Here is a 16,310-nt window from a genome sequence, read left to right as displayed (position 1 = left end):
GGCGCGCTGAGGCCGACCGCGTGCGGGCGGACGTCACCTCCGGGCGGTTGCCGCCGGTGTCCGGCGCTGCCGGCGCCCGGCGCCGGCGGTACGGCGTCCTACCGGGCCGCCCGAGAGCCGTCGCCGCAGCCGGCGCAGGGCCCACGTGGCCAGCACGGCGCTCCACGGGCCCGGGACGAGCCCGAACGGCCTGAGCGCGATGGTTGCGAGTCTCACGACGCCGGCCTCCCTTCGGTACGAGGCGAGCACGAGTCCGCTGCTCGGCGCGTGCCCGGCAGTCGGAGCGGCAAACCGCTGGGTCCCGTTCGGCCTCCGGCGCCGAGGTCACGCCGTCGGTGCCGTACGTGGCGACGCTGACCGGCCGCACCTCGACCACGGCGTGCGTCGGGTCGCGGAACACGGGTACACGCGTGGGCCCGGCGGTGCGGTGGAGGGCGGACGCAGCCGCCGGCACCGCTGGTGGCCGCGCATCACAGGGCCGGCCGAGTCGAGGGAAGGGAGCCCCACCATGAGCGTGTTCCTGGCGTTGACCTTGATCGCCGTCGTCCTCGGGCTGGTAGGTGTCGTCGTCCACGGAGCGCTGTACCTGCTGTTCATCGGCATCGCGGTGTTCGTGGCCGGCGTGGTCTACCTCGGCTTCGCGGCCTCGCGCGGGCGCTCTGCCCGGTGACTGTCCGGACCGCCCCGGCCGGCCCCGGCCGGTGGTAGGGCGGTGGAATGGTGGGGCAGCCGGGGCGGCGTCCCGCGCGCTGATCGATGCCGGGCGACCCGCGGGACGGGCGGCCCGGGCAGCGGGTCGGTCCGCGCTCGCGGAGGCTGCCCGGTGCGACGGCCACCGTCGTCCCCGCTCAGACGATGACCGCCTTGCTGCCGGGGCGGCCGGTACCGGTGGCGACAGAGGGAGCCGCGACGGTACCCGGGTCGGCGGTGCGCTGGGCGAGGTCGTCGACGACGTCGGTCAGCGCGCGGCGGTGGGCGAAGACGGCGCGCTGCCGGTCGGCGCCCGTGCCGGCGGTCAGGCGCGCGTGGACGAGCGGGCGGGCGAGTTCGAGGTCGCCCGAGCCGGCCAGGGCGGGTGTGGCCAGGTCCAGCAGGTCGCCGACGAGCACGGGCATCGGCAGGCGGCATCCGGTGGACGGGTGCGTGCCGGTGCCGGTGAGCCCGCCGAGCGCGGCCTGCCGGTGGGCCTCGCGCAGGACCGCGCCGGGCATCCGCGGCGGAGGTTCGCCGTGCCGGTGCGCGGACAGGAACGTGCGGGCGAGGGCGCGGAGCAGGACGGCGAGCAGGAGGGGGGTCGTCACGTCGGCGTTCGTGTCGGCGATCCGTACCTCCAGGGTGGGCAGGTGTTCGGAGGGCCGGGCGTACCAGTACAGCATTCTGCGGTCGAGGATGACGCGCCGCGCGAGCAGTCGCTCCACCGTGCGCTCGTAGCCGTCCGGGTCGAGGGCGGGTGCGGGTCCGCAGGTCGGCCAGGCCAGGTAGCGGCCGGCGCGGGCGCTCGCGGCGCCGTTGTCCCGGCCTTCGCAGAACGGCGAGTTGACGCTGAGCGCCTGCAGGACGGGCAGCCAGGGTCTCAGGTGCGCGCTGATCGCCAGGGCCTCGGTGCGGTCCAGGTCGCCGAGGTGGACGTGGCAGCCGCAGATCTCGCCGCCCCGTTGGTCCGCGGCCCGGTTCACGTGGAGGGCGACGCGCTGGTAGCGGTCGGTGGGAGTGACCGACAGCGGGTGGCGGCTGGGCAGGACGGGGGTGCCGGTGGCCACCAGGCGGCACCCGGCGTACTCGGCCGCCGCCCCCATGGCCCGGCGTGCGGCGACCAGCTCCGCGAGGAGACCGGCGGCGCTGGTGACGGGCCGGGTGCACGCCTCGACCTGCGTGGCCAGGAACTCGTGCTGGGCCCGGGCGCCGAGCGTCCGGGCGGCGTGGGGCACCACGAGGTGCGCGCGGGGTGAGGTGGTCCGGGTGGCCGGGTCGACCAGCAGGAACTCCTCCTCGACGCCGAACTTGAGGACGGGGGCCGCGGCGCCGTCCGACCGGGCCGTGCCGTGGGCGGAGCAGGTGTGCGTCATGAAGCTGCGCTCCCGGGACAGGGGCTGTCGCCCCCGCGTATGTCCTGCGGGGGCGAGCGGAAACTGCCGGAGCCCCGGCCGGGGCGTCGTCGCTGCGCCGTTCGCCCGCGTCCGGCGGCGCGGGCGGGCGCCGCGGCGTAGGTTGCGGGCATGACCAGTGACGAGACGGCGGCCCCGGTCGTCGGGGTCCGCCCGCTGGACGAGGTGTTCGAAGCGATCGAGGCCGCCAACGGCTCACCGCAGCCCTGGTCCGGTTTCGAGCACGGCGTCCTCGGCGCCTACCGCTGGGCCGTGGGGGCTCAGGTCGCGGCGCCGGCCACCGCCGCCACGGCGCTCGGGGCGACCGGGCCGTGCCGGGCGCAGCTGCTGGCCGAGTGCCAGGCCGTCGCCCTCCGTCTGCGGGAAGCCGTGAGGACCGGTGCGGACACCGCATGCACCCTGGGTGCCTACCAGGCGCTGGCCTGGCTGTGCGGCCACCACGAAGAACGCCCCTGATCCCGACCGACCCCGGGGGGTATCACTCCGTGCCCAGCCCCGACAGCCGGCCCGCCGCCCGTAGCCGGGAGGATCCGTGATGAACGACGACGGTGGCCCCGGCCGGGACGAGACGCCCCAGGAGCGCGCCGACCGCCTGTGGACCGACATGCTCCAGGAAGTGCGCGTGTGCCAGACCGGCGCGCAGATCCTCTTCGGCTTCCTGATCGGCGTCGCCTTCACCCCGCGCTTCGCCGCCCTGCCCGCCTTCGACACGAACCTCTACACCGCCACCGTGGTCCTGGGCGCGGTCGCCACCGGCGCCCTCGTCGCCCCGGTGGCCTTCCACCGCCTCTTCGCCGGCCACGACATGAAACCCGAACTCATCCACGTCGCGGGCCACCTCATCGCCACCGGACTCGTCACCCTGGCTCTGACCATCGCCGCCGCGCTCCTGCTCCTGCTGCGCACCGCGACGGGCAACCCGACCGCTTCGTGGATCATCAGCGCCGCCGTGCTGCTGTGGTTCACCACCACGTGGCTCGTCCTGCCGCAGGTGGTGCTGCGGCGTACGGCCGCCCGCCAGGCGGCCGCGCGCGGCCGCGGAGGGGTGGGCGGCGACCCGCGGTGACAGCCTGCCGGACACCGCCGCAGGGCGGGTGCCCCGTGCTGCTACCCGGCGTCCTGGGCCAGGTAGCTGCGGTAGGCCGCGGACACGTTGTCGAGGTAGCGCTTGGCGGCCGCGCGCTCGTCCTCGGTGAGGTCCGTGGACGCCTCGTGGAGGAGGCCCAGCAGCGGGGCGAGTTCGCCCATCACGTGGGTGAGGCCGCTGTCGGTGACGTCCAGGACCTGGCGGCGGCGGTCGCTCGGGTGGGGGCCGCGGGTCATGTGCCCCTCGGCGACGAGCCGGTTGACGGACTGCGTCCCGGCGGCGCTGGTGACGCCGAGGCGGCGGGACAGCTCGACCGGGCCGATCGGCTCGTCCGCGCCCCTGGCCATGACCACGTGCTCGACCGCCTCGACGTTGGTGAGCGGCATGCCGAGGCGCTCGGCCAGGACCGCGCGGGCGAGCTGGGTCAGGGTGAGCACGTCGCGCAGCGCCCGGGAGAGGTCGTCGCCGGGCGGGGCACCGTGCGGGCGTGCGGTTCCGCGCAGGCCGGAATCCGAATCCGGTGCGGCTCCGAAGGGCTGGTGTTGCGCCATGCGCATCAGTCTGACACGGTAAGGATCGCTAAGTTACTTAACGACTTCGAGGGTGCGTTCCCGTGTCCCCTTCCCTGACCCGGCACGCCGGGCCGCCGTCCACCGATCGCCCGGCTCCGACCGGCCGTCCGCTCCGGAGGCCGCGGGCAACCGCCTGGCTGGTCCTCCTCCTCACACTCGTCGGGCTCGGCGCCGCGTTCGCGCTCGGCCCCCGAGACGCCACCACCACCAAGGCGACCGGGACCGGCCTGCCCGCCTCCTCGCAGTCCGCCCGGGTCGCCGAGATCCTCAAGGGCTTCCCGTCCGGTGCCGCCGCCCCGGCTATCGTGGTCTTCAGCACCACCGACGGCAGCCCCCTGACCGACGCCCAGCGAGCCGTGATCGACCGACGCGCCACGCCGCTGGGCACCCTGGGCCTCGCCCCGGAGGCCGCGACGCCCCGACTCGTCGACGGCAAGGTCGCCACCGTCGCCGTGCTGCTGCCCACCGCCGCCGGGGACGCCGCCAACACCGCCGCGATCGACCGGATCCGCAGCACCGCCACGCAGGACCTGCCCGCGCCCCTGCGCGCCGAGGTCACCGGAGGACCCGCGTTCCGCGCGGACATCGGCAAGGTCTTCGCCGGCGCCGACACCAACCTCCTGATCGCCACCGCCTCGGTGGTCACCGTGCTCCTCCTGCTCACCTACCGCAGCCCGATCCTGTGGCTCGTCCCGCTCCTCGTGGTCGGCGCCGGCGACCGCGTGGCCGGCATCCTCGTCGGCGTCCTCGCCCCGCACGCCGGCGTCCAGGTCGACGCCTCCGCCGCCGGGATCCTGTCCGTGCTGGTCTTCGGCGCCGGCACCGACTACGCCCTCCTGCTGGTCTCCCGCTACCGCGACGAGCTCCACCTCACGGACGACCGGTTCACCGCGATGGCCCGCGCCTGGCGCGGCACCGCCCCGGCCGTGCTGGCCAGCGGAACCACCGTCGTCCTGAGCCTGCTCACGCTGCTCGCCGCCGAACTCACCGGCAACCGCGGACTCGGCTTCGCCGGCGCCGTCGGCATCCTCACCGCGATGCTCTTCGGCCTGGTCGTCCTGCCCGCGGCCCTGGTCCTGCCCGGACGCCGGATCTTCTGGCCGCTCGTGCCCCAGGTCGGTGACCCGGTCACCGCCGACCGGCGCGGACCGTGGTCGCGCATCGGGCGGACCGTCGCCGGGCGCCCCGGCCGGGTCGCCGTCGGCGGCACCGCCGTCCTGCTGCTCCTCGCCTCCGGCGCGCTCGGCATCACCACCGGACTGGCCCAGGCCGACTCCTTCCGCAGGACCCCGGAGGCCGTCCTCGGACAGCGCACGCTGGCCGCCGTCCAGCCCGCCGGCACCGCCGACCCCCTCACCCTCCTGTCCACCACCACCGCGGCCGACCAGGTCGCCACCGCCGCGCGGCAGGTGCCCGGCGTCGCCGCCGTCACCCCGGCCGGCCGCACCGAGCACTGGGCGCGCGCCGACGTCGTCCTCGACGCCGCCCCCGGCACCGCCGCCTCCGACCACGCCGTCGAACAGCTGCGCCGCACCGTCGCCGAGGTGCCCGGCGCCGACGCGCTCGTCGGAGGCGCCACCGCCGAGGCCTACGACACCGCCCGGGCCAACGCCCACGACACCCGCGTCGTCGTCCCGCTGGTCCTCGCGATCGTCCTGGTCGTCCTCATCGCCCTGCTCCGCGCGCTGGTGGCCCCGCTGCTGCTGGTCGCCACCGTCGTCGCGTCCTACTTCGCGGCGCTGGGCGCGAGTTGGACGATCTTCCGCACCGTGTACGACTTCCCGGCCCTGGACACCAACGTCCCCCTGCTGTCCTTCCTGTTCCTCGTCGCCCTCGGCGTCGACTACAACATCTTCCTCATCGCCCGCACCCGCGAGGACACCGTCGCGGGCCACGACACCCGTACCGCCGTGCTGCGCGCCCTCGCCTCCACCGGCGGCGTGATCACCAGCGCCGGCATCCTGCTCGCCGCCGTGTTCGCCGTCCTCGGGGTCCTGCCGCTGATCACCCTCACCCAGATCGGCGTCATCGTCGGCATCGGCGTGCTCCTGGACACCCTGCTGGTGCGCACCGTCCTCGTCCCCGCGCTGGTCCTGCTGACCGGCCGCCGCTTCTGGTGGCCCGGCCGGCCCGAGGGAGCAGGGCCCGACGCCCGGAGCCGCTCCGCGTGAACCACGCGCCGGGGCGTGACCTGACGGCGCGCCCCGGGAGCCGCGCGCGTCCTGACGCGCCGTCGGGGTCGTGGGGTTGGCGCCTCACGGCCGGCGCCCGCGCGAAGGCGCTCCGGGCGGTCGGCCGGGCCGCGGCTTCGCGACGCGTGCGGCCCGCGCCCCGACCACGCGGGCGGCACCCCGCGCCGGGCGAGCCCTCGGGGTGGCCGGGCTCATCGCCTCGGTCAGCCGCTGCAGCATGGCCCCGTCGGCGACCACCTCCAGGACCGTCAGCAGGACCTCGACCAAGGCGCCGTCCCCCGCGGCCACCGCGCGGCGGATCAGCTCCACCAGATCGGCGGAGCCCTGCCGCCGGGCGCGGGCGGAACTCATCGGACGCCCCCGACGGGGTGCGCGGCCCCCGAGGTCGCCGGCAGGACCGTGGGACGGCCGTCCGCGGCGTCGGGCCCGAGGACGAAGGCCCCGTGGAGCAGGGCGTCCAGCAGCGCCGACACCCAGGTGTCCAGGTCCGCACCGGGCGGCAGGGGCGGCGGCACCCCGGTGACGGCGCGTCGCGCGAATCCGGTGTCCAGATGCGGCAGGCGTGCGTCGAGAACGGTGATCCGCTCCCGGCGGCACTCCGCCCGGACCGACTCGAGCCATGCCGACAGCGCGGCTTTGGACGCCCGGTACGCGGAGGTCAGCGGGAAGGGGCGGTCGACGACGGCGCCGGTGACCGCGGCGAGCGCACCGCCCGGCCCGACGACGGGAAGAGCTCCTTCGAGGACGGCCATGGGGGCAAGGGCGTTCACCGTCATCAGGTGCTCCTGGACCGCGAGCGGCACATGTCCGGTGCGGCCGAACGCGATCGCCCCGAAGGCGAGGAGCACCGCGTCCAGGCCGCCGGATCCTTCGGCCGCCCGAGCCGCGAGCGCCCGGCAGGATTCCAGGTCGTAGGCGTCGAACAGCTGCCCCGGCGCGGCGCCCGCGCGGTCGGCCGCGCGGGCCAGGCGCTCACGGTCCCGCCCGGCCACCGCCACCCGGGCCCCACGGGCGGCTGCGGCCGCCGCCACCTCACCGCCGATCACCCCGGTGGCTCCGACCACCAGCAGGCGCAGCCCCTTGATGTCCACCATCGTCTTCTCCCTGGCAGAGCGCGTCCGGCGGTGCTGCGCAGCAGCGGCGGAGGCAGGGAGCCGGCTCCGCGGGCCGGCCGCAGCGACCGCCGGGCGGCACGATGATCAGGTCACCCGGCGTTCTCGCCCGGGTGGTCCGGCCAGGCGCCGCGAGGACTCCTCACCTGGCCCCGGGCTTCCCTCTCGTACCCGGCGAGGGCCAGGCCGAGCCCGAAGAACGTGGGTGCCCATTCGCCGACGAAGATGCCCCACCGGTCGGCCCGTTCGACGCCGGCCTGTTCGGCCTTCATCGACGCGAGCCAGCTGAGCAGGGACAGGCCGACGGATCCGAAGGCCGCCGTGTAGGCGTGTTCGCTGGTGATTCCGGCTTCGTGGAGCCGACGGACGATGTTCATGGTCTCTCCGGTGGTCCGTGCCGTGATCGTTCCTGTTCCTCCAGCCTGCGAGCGGCACGCGCGAAGCGGCAGTCGCAGCGTTGCCGCATCGGATCGGCGGGTGGGGGGCTCGTCGCGGGGACCGACCGCACGCGACAGACGCTCGCGCGCACCGCGGGCGGGTACCCGCTCGGCACGTGCTCCGTCTGGATCCTGCACGTGAGCGGGCCGCCGACCCCCACCGGGTCGGCGGCCCCTCGTCGCATCAGCGGCTACCAGCGGTACCAGCGTCCGCGGCTCCCGGCGGCGGTGTTGCCACGGGCGATGAAGCCGAGGAGCCAGATGACGAGGACGGCGAGTGCGATCCACCAGAGCACTTTGACGGCGAAGCCGAGTCCGAACAGGAGGACGGCGAGCAGCAGGACCAGGACCAGAGCGAGCACGGTGCGGACTCCTCACGTACGGCGACGGGTACGGGTCTGCTGCTGCCCCGGTTTCGCCGGGTCATGCCAGCCCGTTCTCGTGCCGCCGGGTCCGCCGTGCGGGCGGGCCGCGGGGTGCGGAGGGTCAGGGCACGATGACCAGCTTTCCGCGGGTGTGGCCGGTCCGACTGGCGTCGAAGGCCTCGGCCGTACGTTCCAACGGGAAGGTGCCGGCGACCTCGACGGTCAGCGCGCCCCGGTCGGCGGCGGCCGCCAGCTCGGCCAGCTCGGCGCCGTCCGGGCGCACCCAGATCCAGTGGCCGCCGTGCTGCTCCACCCGCGGATCGGCCACGGAGACGTGGCGCCCGCCGTCGGCGAGCACAGCCAGCGTCGTCTCCAGCTGGCCGCCGACGAAGTCCGCGACCCCCGACACCCCTTCGGGCGCGAGCGCGCGCACCCGCTCGACGAGGCCGTCCCCGTAGCTCACCGGTTCGCCGCCCAGCTCGCGGACGAACGCGTGGTTGCGCTCCGACGCGGTGCCGATCACCCGGGCCCCGCGGTCGCGGCCGAGCTGGACGGCGAGGCTGCCGACGCCGCCCGCGGCGCCGTGCACCAGCAGCAGGTCGCCGGGGCCGACCGCGAGCCGGTTCAGGCTGCGCAGTGCGGTCAGGCCGACCAGGGGGAGTCCGGCGGCCTGCGCCCAGTCGAGCGAGGCGGGTTTGCGGGCCACCGCGGGGGCGGCGACCGTGACGTACTCGGCGAACGTTCCGGCCTGCACCACGTCCTTGCGGGCGTAGGCCATCACCTCGTCGCCGGGCGTGAACTCGGGCGTGTCGGGGCCGACGGCGGTGACCACGCCGGCCACGTCCCAGCCGGGGACGACCGGGAAGACCGTGTCCATCATGCCGTCCAGGCCGCCCGCCATGACCTTCCAGTCCACCGGGTTGACGGCCGCCGCGCGGACCTGGATCAGCACCTGGCCGGGCCCCACCTTCGGGTCGGGCACCTCGCCGTACTGCAGCCGGGAGTTGTCCCCGGCGTACGAGTCGTAGGTCACCGCGCGCATGAGCCACCTCCGGGGAGCCACCGTCGACGTCGCGCGCCCTGCACCGGACGGACCGGACGGGCACTGCCGGCCACGCTATGCCGGGGGCGGGCGCTCGGCCCCCGTACCGACCCGTCGGAGTGACGGCCGTCCGGCCCGCACCCGGCCGGGCCCGTGCCGGCCCGCACCGCCCGGCCGGCGCGCCTACGCGTCGATGCCGGTGAGGGCGGTGAGGTGGGTCCACAGTTCCCGGCGGGTGGCGGGGCTGTCCGCCGCGGCGCCGAGGGTGTGGGTGGTGGGCCGGGGCCGGCGGTCGTGCCAGAACAAGCCGGTGCACCGCACGGCTTCGGGGGCCGCGCCGAGCCAGACCACGGTGTCCGCGCCCTGTTCCGGGGTGCGGATGACCGGGCGGGTCAGCGCGCGGAAGACGGGCAGCCACTGCCGCACGCCCTCGGTGTCCGCCCACCCGGGGTGCATCGCGTGGACGTGGACCCCGGTGCCGTCGAGCCGGCGCGCCCACTCCTCGGTGATCACCAGCTCCTGGCGCTTGGTGCGGGCGTAGACCTTCTTCGGCCCGTACGGGGTCTGCCGGGACTCGAGGTCGCCCGCGGGGATCCGCTGGCCGTACGGGCCGCCGGAGGTGACGTTGGCGACGCGGCTCGGCGCGGACCGCCACAGCAGGGGCGCGAGCACGGCGGTGAGGATCCACGGGGCGAGGACGTGCGTGGCGAAGCACAGCTCGACGCCGTCCGCGGTGGTCCGCCTCTCCGGCGGCATCACACCGGCCGGCCCGGGGCCCGGTGCGGAACGGCTGCCCGTCGGTGGCGCTCCGTGCGGCGACGGCCACCCGGATCCGGGCCGGCACCGGCCGGTGTGCCCGGCGGCGGTTTCAGCACGACCGGAGCGGTTAGCCGTGCTGCGGGCCCGTGAACGTCCGGCGGCCCCGTACCCGGTGTGGAGGAGTGCGGTGATGAAGGTTTCCGACTACGTGCTGGAGCGGCTTCGCGACTGGGAGGTCGAGCACGTCTTCGCCTACCCCGGCGACGGCATCAACGGGCTGCTCGCCGCGTGGGGCCGTGCCGAGGACCGGCCGCGGTTCGTCCAGGCCCGGCACGAGGAGATGGCAGCCTTCGCGGCCGTCGGGTACGCGAAGTTCTCCGGCCGTACCGGCGTGTGCGCGGCCACCTCCGGGCCCGGGGCGATCCATCTGCTCAACGGTCTGTACGACGCGAAGCTGGACCACGTGCCGGTGGTGGCGATCGTCGGTCAGACCGACCGCAGTGCCATGGGCGGCTCCTACCAGCAGGAGGTCGACCTGCTCTCCCTGTACAAGGACGTGGCCTCGGAGTTCTGCGAGATGGTCACCGTCCCGGCGCAGCTGCCGAACGTGCTGGACCGCGCCATGAGGATCGCCACCACGCGGCGCACGGTCACCGCGCTGATCATCCCGGCGGACGTGCAGGAACTCGACTACGAGCCGCCGGCGCACGCGTTCAAGCAGGTTCCCTCCAGCCTCGGTGTGCCGCACTACGCCCCGGTCCCGGCCGAGGAGGACCTCGCGAGGGCCGCGGCGGTGCTCAACGCGGGTGAGAAGGTCGCCATGCTGATCGGGCAGGGCGCCCGCGGTGCCCGCGCCGAGGTCGAGCAGGTCGCCGACCTGCTGGGCGCCGGCGTCGCGAAGGCCCTGCTCGGCAAGGACGCCCTCCCGGACACCCTGCCGTACGTGACCGGCTCGATCGGCCTGCTCGGCACCCGGGCGTCCTACGAGATGATGCGCGACTGCGACACCCTGCTCGTGGTGGGCTCCAGCTTCCCCTACACCCAGTTCCTGCCCGAATTCGGCCGGGCCCGCGCCGTGCAGATCGACCTCGATCCGTCCATGGTCGGGCTGCGCTACCCCTTCGAGGTCAACCTGGTGGGCGACGCGGGTGAGGCGCTGCGCCGGCTCGTCCCGCTGCTGGAGCCCAAGGAGGACCGCACCTGGCGCAAGACGGTCGAGGACAACGCCGCCCGGTGGTGGGAGGTGATGGAGCGGCGCGCCGAGGTGAGCGCCGATCCGGTCAACCCCGAGTACGTGGTCCACGCCCTGGACGCACTGCTGCCCGACAACGCGATCGTCGCCGCCGACTCCGGGTCGGCGGCCAACTGGTACGCCCGCCACCTGCGCTTCCGCGGCGGTGCACGCGGTTCGTTGTCCGGCACGCTCGCGACCATGGGGCCGGGGCGCCGTACGCGATCGGCGCGAAGTTCGCCCACCCGGACCGCCCGGCGATCGCGATCGTCGGCGACGGCGCGATGCAGATGAACGGCCTCGCGGAGCTGATCACCGCCGCGAAGTACTACCGGGAGTGGTCGGATCCGCGCTTGGTGGTGGCGGTGCTGAACAACCACGACCTGAACCAGGTCACCTGGGAGATGCGGGCGATGCAGGGCGCCCCGCAGTTCGAGGCCTCGCAGAGCCTGCCCGACGTCCGGTACGCCGACGTCGCCCAGCTGTTCGGCCTGTACGGGGCCCGGGTGGAGCGGCCCGAGGACGTGGAGGTGGTGTGGCGTCAGGCACTGGCGGCGGACCGGCCGTTCGTCATCGACTTCCGCACCGACCCGGCCGTGCCGCCGATCCCGCCGCACGCCTCCTGGGACCAGATCAAGGCCGCCGCCCGGTCGGTGCTCAAGGGCGACAGCGACCGCGGGGCCGTCGTCCGGCAGGGAGTGAAGGCCAAGATCCAGGAGTTCCTGCCCGGCAGCGGAGGGAAGTGACCGATGGGGGAGAGCCGGAAGACGGCCCTGGCCGAGCACCAGCAGCACGACGACGTGGAGGCCGCGCGCTGGTTCGAACGCAACCGCGCCGCGTGCGGGCCACCGGGCCTGTACGCCGAGGAGTTCGACGTCGCCCAGCGCCAGCTCCGCGGAAACCTCCCCCAGGCGTTCGTCCACGCCGTGATGCTCGAAACCGCCGCCCGGCTCGCGTCCGGCCCCGCGGAACCTTGACGGCGCCGCCGGGACGGGACGCCGTCGGGAGATCTGTACGGTTTCGTCCCGTTTGGGTGCCGCGCTGCCGGGCAGCCGACCGTCGGCGGGCGCCCGCAGACCGGCCTCCGCCCCGTCGACCGTCGCTGGAAGGAGCACACGGCATGACCGCCAACCCCGGCCCGCCCGAAGGCCGCCCCCACACGCCCCCGGTCACCGGCGCCCCGGACCCGGGCGCCAACCCCGGCCCGCCCGCCCACCACGGGCGCGACGCCAAGGACACCGCGCTCGACGCCGCCAGGGCCCCCGATCAGGACGGGCCGCTCACCACCGACCAGGGCGTGCGCGTCGACGACACCGACAACTCCCTGACCGTCGGCGAGCGGGGCCCCACCCTGCTGGAGGACTTCCAGCTGCGCGAGAAGCTCACCCACTTCGACCACGAGCGCATCCCCGAGCGGGTGGTGCACGCCCGGGGCGCCGGCGCCTACGGATTCTTCGAGCCGTACGCGTCACTGGCCGAGTTCACCTGCGCCGACTTCCTCCAGGAGGCCGGCCGGCGCACGCCCGTCTTCGTCCGCTTCTCGACCGTCCAGGGCCCGCGCGGCTCCGCCGACACGGTGCGCGACGTACGTGGCTTCGCCACGAAGTTCTACACCCGGCACGGCAACTACGACCTGGTCGGCAACAACATGCCCGTGTTCTTCATCCAGGACGCGATCAAGTTCCCCGACTTCGTCCACGCGGTGAAGATGGAGCCCCACAACGAGATCCCCACCGGAGGTTCCGCGCACGACACCTTCTGGGACTTCTGCTCCCTGCAACCCGAGTCCACCCACATGCTGATGTGGGTGATGTCGGACCGGGCGATCCCGCGCAGCTACCGGATGATGCAGGGATTCGGCGTGCACACCTTCCGCCTGGTGGACGCCGAGGGCCGGGGCACCTTCGTCAAGTTCCACTGGAAGCCGAAGCTCGGCACCTGTTCCCAGGTCTGGGACGAGGCCCAGATCACCGCGGGCCGCGACCCGGACTTCCACCGCCGCGACCTGTGGGAGGCGATCGGGGCCGGTGACTTCCCGGAGTGGGAACTGGGCGTGCAGCTGGTCCCCGAGGCCGACGAGTCCTCCTTCCCCTTCGACCTGCTGGACCCGACCAAGCTCGTCCCCGAGGAACTCGTGCCGGTGCGGCCGGTGGGGCGGATGGTGCTGGACCGCAACCCGGAGAACTTCTTCGCGGAGACCGAGCAGGTCGCCTTCCACACCGCCAACATCGTGCCGGGCATCGACTTCACCAACGACCCGCTCCTGCAGGGCCGCAACTTCTCCTACCTGGACACCCAGCTGATCCGCCTGGGCGGCCCCAACTTCGCCCAGCTGCCCGTCAACCGGCCGCTTGCCGAGGTGCGCACCAACCACCGCGACGGCCACGGCCAGCACACCGTCCACTCCGGTACGAGCTACGCGCCGAACTCGGTGGGCGGCGGCTGCCCGTTCGGCCTGGGCGGTGGCCGCCTGCCGGACGGGGTGTTCGAGCACTACCAGGAGCGCGTCGACGGCGCCGCGATCCGCCGCCGCAGCCCGAGCTTCGCCGACCACTACAGCCAGGCCGCGCTGTTCTGGCGCAGCATGGCCGGCTGGGAGCAGGAGCACATCACCGCGGCGTTCTCCTTCGAGCTCGGCAAGGTCGGCGACCGGGCGGTGCGGCGCCGGATGCTGGCGAACCTGACCCGGGTGGACCAGGAGCTGGCCGCCGAGGTCGCCCGGCGCATCGGCGAGCCCGTGCCCGAACCGTCGCCCGTGGACGGCGCGGGCGACGGGGGCGAGGGCGGCGGCCGCGGGGCCGGGGTGCGGGTCTCGCCCGCGCTGAGCCTGGAGAACCAGCGCGGCGAGGGCGTCGGCACCCGCAAGGTCGCCGTCCTGGTGACGGACGGTGTGGACACCGCCCAGGTGCAGGCTGCGCGGGCCCGGCTGCAGGCCGAGGGCGCCACGGCCGAGACCCTCGCCCCGCACGGCGGAACCGTGACCGGCCGCGACACCGTCGACGTCGCGGTCGACCGGGCGATGCCGACCACCGCCTCCGTGCTCTACGACGCCGTGGTCGTGCCCGACGGCACGGACGCGCTCGCCGACGATCCCGACGCCGTACGGTTCGTCACCGAGGCCCTGCGCCACGGCAAGCCGATGGCCGTCCTCGGATCCGGCACCGCCCTGGGCGAGGCCGCCGGCAGCGGCCGCCCGGAAGCGGTGGCAGGCATCGCGGTCCGCGGGAGCGACGCGCAGGCCGACGCCGCGTTCTGGGACGAGTTCGTCGCGCTGGTCGGCCGGCACCGGTTCCCGGACCGCTGACCTCGCCGTCCGCTCCGCGCCGGCCCTGCTGCCTCCCGCACGCCATCCGGTCGTCCGTGCGGTGCGGGGCCGCGCGCAGTGCCTTCCGTTCCGGCGGGCGGTGGTCTGCCGCAGGACCGTCGATCCGCCGGACTCCTCTGTCGCACTCCGCCGGGGGCGCGGGTGGCCCCGGCGTCCGGACGATCATGGAGAATGCCGGTTCCGCCGCCGCAGTGACGCGGTTCACAGGGAACCGGGAGGGGTGAGCGGACAGGGGTGGGCATGGAACTGTCACAACGGGCGCGGCTGCGCGCCGGGGACGAGCGCGCCCTCGGGGAGCTCTACGACGCCAACGCCCAGGCGGTGTACGGCTACGCGCTGCGGACCCTGGGGGACTGGGCGGCCGCCGAGGACGTGGTGTCGCTGACCTTCCTCGACGCCTGGCGCCTGCGCGGCAAGCTGCACGAGGGGGACGGCGACCTCCGGCCCTGGGTGTTCGGGATCGCCACCAACGTGCTGCGCAACACCGCGCGGGCGACCCGTCGGCACCGGGCGGCGATGGCGCGGCTCGGCGAGCGGGAGGCCGCGCCGGACTTCGCCGAGGAGCTGGTGGCACGGCTCGACGACGGTGCCCAACTGGCCGCGGTGCGAAGGGCGTTGCCCGGCCTGCGCCGGGCGGAGCGCGAGGTCTTCCGGCTCTGCGTCTGGGTGGGGCTGGACTACGCCTCGGCCGCCGAGGCCCTCGGCGTCCCGGTCGGCACCGTCCGCTCCCGACTGTCCCGCGCCCGCACCCGGCTGCGCTCGCTCGCCGAGCAGGAGCTTCGGAACGGCCGGGAACACCGGGAACGCCGGGAAGCTCGGGAATCCTCCGAAAGCCGGGAAAGCCGGGAAAGCCGGAAGAGTCAGGAAAGTCAGGAAAGTCGGGAACTCGCGCCCGTGGCCGGACAGGTACGGGGTGGCGGCCACGAGGCCGTCCGGTCGATGCAGGGGGACGTCCGATGACCAACACGCCCGAGCTCCTCCCCGCCGACCGCCAACGGTTGCTGAAGGAACACCTGATGAGTGAGATCGCCCTGGGGGAGAAGGCGCCGCGCCCGCGGCGCAGGCTGGTCTGGCTGGTCGCGTCGCCGCTGGCGGTCGGCGCGCTGGCGGCGGTGACCCTGGCCGTGCCGTCGGGCCGGGACGGCGGTGCCGCCCCGGCCGCCCCCACCACGGCGCCGCCCACCACCTCGGCCACCTCCGCCCCGGCCACACCGGCGCCCGCGGCGACGGACGCCGCCGCTCTGCTGTCCCGGGCGGCCAAGGCCGCCGCGGGCCGTCCGACCCCGGACGCCGGCAACCACCGCTTCACCTACCAGCGCATGATCGAGGACGGCGACCTGGAGTCCCGGCACGAACGCTCGATGTGGTTCCCGGTCGACGGCCGATCCGCCGGCATGATCGCGGACCCGACGGTGTCCGGCGCGGACGCGAACGGTCGGATCAGCTGGCCCGCCACCATCGGCGCGGGCCACGGCGCCCCGCAGCACGCGGACTTCTCCTCGCCGACCTACGAGTTCGTCGCGGGGCTGCCCACCGACCCGGACCGGCTGCTGCAGCAGCTGGTCTCCGCCGACCGCTCCAAGTCGGTCGTGGGGATGCCGGTGACGCCGAAGCTGAGCAGCCAGCTCGCCTTCGGCGACGTCCAGAAGATCTTCATGAACGTCACGGCGCCGCCGGCCGTCGCCGGAGCGCTGATGACGGCGGCCGCGAAACTGCCCGGCACGGCCGTGGTCGCCGACGAGGCGGACGCCGCCGGGCGGCACGGGGTCGCGGTGGTCGGCACGAACGGCACGCAGCGGGTGTCGCTGGTCTTCGACCCGGCGACCGGCGCCTTCCTCGGTGTGCGGGAGGTGCTGCTGACGGACCTCCCCGCCGGCGGCCCGGGCGACCTCCCGCCCACCGGCAACCCCGGCCCGGGCGCCGGGAACGGCAAGGGGTACACCTTCGCCACCGCCGTCCTGGAGAGCGGCGTCGTCGACCGTGCGGGGGACAGGCCGAAGGGCTGAACCCCCGGGGGACCGACGAAGCCGATGATGCCGCTGACCGCGACGGCCGCGGCGGTGAGCAGCGCGACCACGGTGAT

General features: G+C 74.9%; 15 protein-coding genes and 2 pseudogenes. 9 read left to right on the top strand and 8 right to left on the bottom strand.

The features are described from left to right. Positions 1-508 precede the first annotated feature (508 nt). Entirely contained in the window at positions 509-670 is a 162-nt protein-coding gene (locus AB0N04_RS35075; protein ID WP_360218763.1) for a hypothetical protein, read from the top strand. A 178-nt stretch (positions 671-848) separates the two neighbouring features. On the opposite strand, the gene AB0N04_RS35070 is transcribed toward AB0N04_RS35075, so the two are convergent. Further along, a complete protein-coding gene (locus tag AB0N04_RS35070) occupies positions 849-2,066 on the bottom strand; it encodes a YbdK family carboxylate-amine ligase (protein WP_360218761.1) in 1,218 nt (405 codons plus the stop codon). Positions 2,067-2,216: 150 nt separating this feature from the next. On the opposite strand from AB0N04_RS35070, the gene AB0N04_RS35065 reads away from it, so the two are divergent. Next, positions 2,217-2,561, top strand: coding sequence for a hypothetical protein (locus AB0N04_RS35065; RefSeq protein WP_360218759.1), 345 nt, complete (start codon positions 2,217-2,219; stop codon positions 2,559-2,561). A gap of 79 nt (positions 2,562-2,640) precedes the next feature. After that, on the top strand, positions 2,641-3,171 hold the full coding sequence (locus AB0N04_RS35060; protein ID WP_360218757.1) for a DUF6328 family protein: 531 nt from the start codon (positions 2,641-2,643) through the stop codon (positions 3,169-3,171). 41 nt (positions 3,172-3,212) lie between these two features. On the opposite strand, the gene AB0N04_RS35055 is transcribed toward AB0N04_RS35060, so the two are convergent. Then, complete coding sequence (locus AB0N04_RS35055; protein WP_360218754.1) at positions 3,213-3,743, bottom strand: MarR family winged helix-turn-helix transcriptional regulator; 531 nt, start codon at positions 3,741-3,743, stop codon at positions 3,213-3,215. A 62-nt stretch (positions 3,744-3,805) separates the two neighbouring features. On the opposite strand from AB0N04_RS35055, the gene AB0N04_RS35050 reads away from it, so the two are divergent. Further along, positions 3,806-5,935 (top strand): MMPL family transporter, encoded by a 2,130-nt coding sequence (locus AB0N04_RS35050; protein ID WP_360218751.1) that lies wholly within the window; start codon positions 3,806-3,808, stop codon positions 5,933-5,935. Between the two features lie 84 nt (positions 5,936-6,019). Here AB0N04_RS35050 and AB0N04_RS35045 read toward each other — a convergent pair whose 3' ends face one another. The 6 genes from AB0N04_RS35045 to AB0N04_RS35020 form a co-directional block, all read right to left on the bottom strand. Continuing rightward, positions 6,020-6,307: a hypothetical protein gene (locus AB0N04_RS35045; RefSeq protein WP_360218748.1), complete on the bottom strand. Its 288-nt coding sequence runs from the start codon at positions 6,305-6,307 to the stop codon at positions 6,020-6,022. Next, the gene (locus tag AB0N04_RS35040; protein WP_360218745.1) at positions 6,304-7,050 is read right to left on the bottom strand and encodes an SDR family NAD(P)-dependent oxidoreductase; all 747 of its coding nucleotides are present in this window, start codon (positions 7,048-7,050) and stop codon (positions 6,304-6,306) included. Before AB0N04_RS35040 ends, AB0N04_RS35045 begins: the two co-directional genes overlap by 4 nt. Before the next feature lie 110 nt (positions 7,051-7,160). Further along, a complete protein-coding gene (locus AB0N04_RS35035) occupies positions 7,161-7,445 on the bottom strand; it encodes a hypothetical protein (protein ID WP_360218742.1) in 285 nt (94 codons plus the stop codon). A 251-nt stretch (positions 7,446-7,696) separates the two neighbouring features. Then, positions 7,697-7,867 (bottom strand): hydrophobic protein, encoded by a 171-nt coding sequence (locus AB0N04_RS35030; RefSeq protein ID WP_360218739.1) that lies wholly within the window; start codon positions 7,865-7,867, stop codon positions 7,697-7,699. 124 nt (positions 7,868-7,991) lie between these two features. Further along, a complete protein-coding gene (locus AB0N04_RS35025) occupies positions 7,992-8,912 on the bottom strand; it encodes an NADP-dependent oxidoreductase (RefSeq protein ID WP_360218736.1) in 921 nt (306 codons plus the stop codon). 183 nt (positions 8,913-9,095) lie between these two features. Beyond that, positions 9,096-9,668, bottom strand: a complete 573-nt coding sequence (locus tag AB0N04_RS35020) for a hypothetical protein (RefSeq protein WP_360218733.1) — start codon at positions 9,666-9,668, stop codon at positions 9,096-9,098. 193 nt (positions 9,669-9,861) lie between these two features. Here AB0N04_RS35020 and AB0N04_RS35015 point away from each other — a divergent pair. The 5 genes and pseudogenes from AB0N04_RS35015 to AB0N04_RS34995 all read left to right on the top strand — a co-directional run bounded on the left by AB0N04_RS35015 (position 9,862) and on the right by AB0N04_RS34995 (position 16,233). Further along, positions 9,862-11,648 (top strand): annotated as a pseudogene (locus tag AB0N04_RS35015) (thiamine pyrophosphate-requiring protein). Positions 11,649-11,672: 24 nt separating this feature from the next. Then, positions 11,673-11,879 (top strand): annotated as a pseudogene (locus tag AB0N04_RS35010) (glycoside hydrolase family 15 protein); the annotation flags it as partial. A 143-nt stretch (positions 11,880-12,022) separates the two neighbouring features. Then, a complete protein-coding gene (locus AB0N04_RS35005; RefSeq protein ID WP_360218730.1) occupies positions 12,023-14,206 on the top strand; it encodes a catalase in 2,184 nt (727 codons plus the stop codon). A gap of 261 nt (positions 14,207-14,467) precedes the next feature. Next, the gene (locus AB0N04_RS35000) at positions 14,468-15,187 is read left to right on the top strand and encodes an RNA polymerase sigma factor (protein ID WP_360218727.1); all 720 of its coding nucleotides are present in this window, start codon (positions 14,468-14,470) and stop codon (positions 15,185-15,187) included. Then, positions 15,184-16,233, top strand: coding sequence for a CU044_5270 family protein (locus tag AB0N04_RS34995; protein ID WP_360218724.1), 1,050 nt, complete (start codon positions 15,184-15,186; stop codon positions 16,231-16,233). Before AB0N04_RS35000 ends, AB0N04_RS34995 begins: the two co-directional genes overlap by 4 nt. Positions 16,234-16,310 lie beyond the last annotated feature (77 nt).

Origin of the sequence: Kitasatospora sp. NPDC051702 (assembly GCF_040681575.1) — a bacterium.
Lineage (GTDB): Bacteria > Actinomycetota > Actinomycetes > Streptomycetales > Streptomycetaceae > Kitasatospora.
Note: the sequence above shows the minus strand (reverse complement) of the source record. Positions and strands in the feature narration are given on the sequence as shown.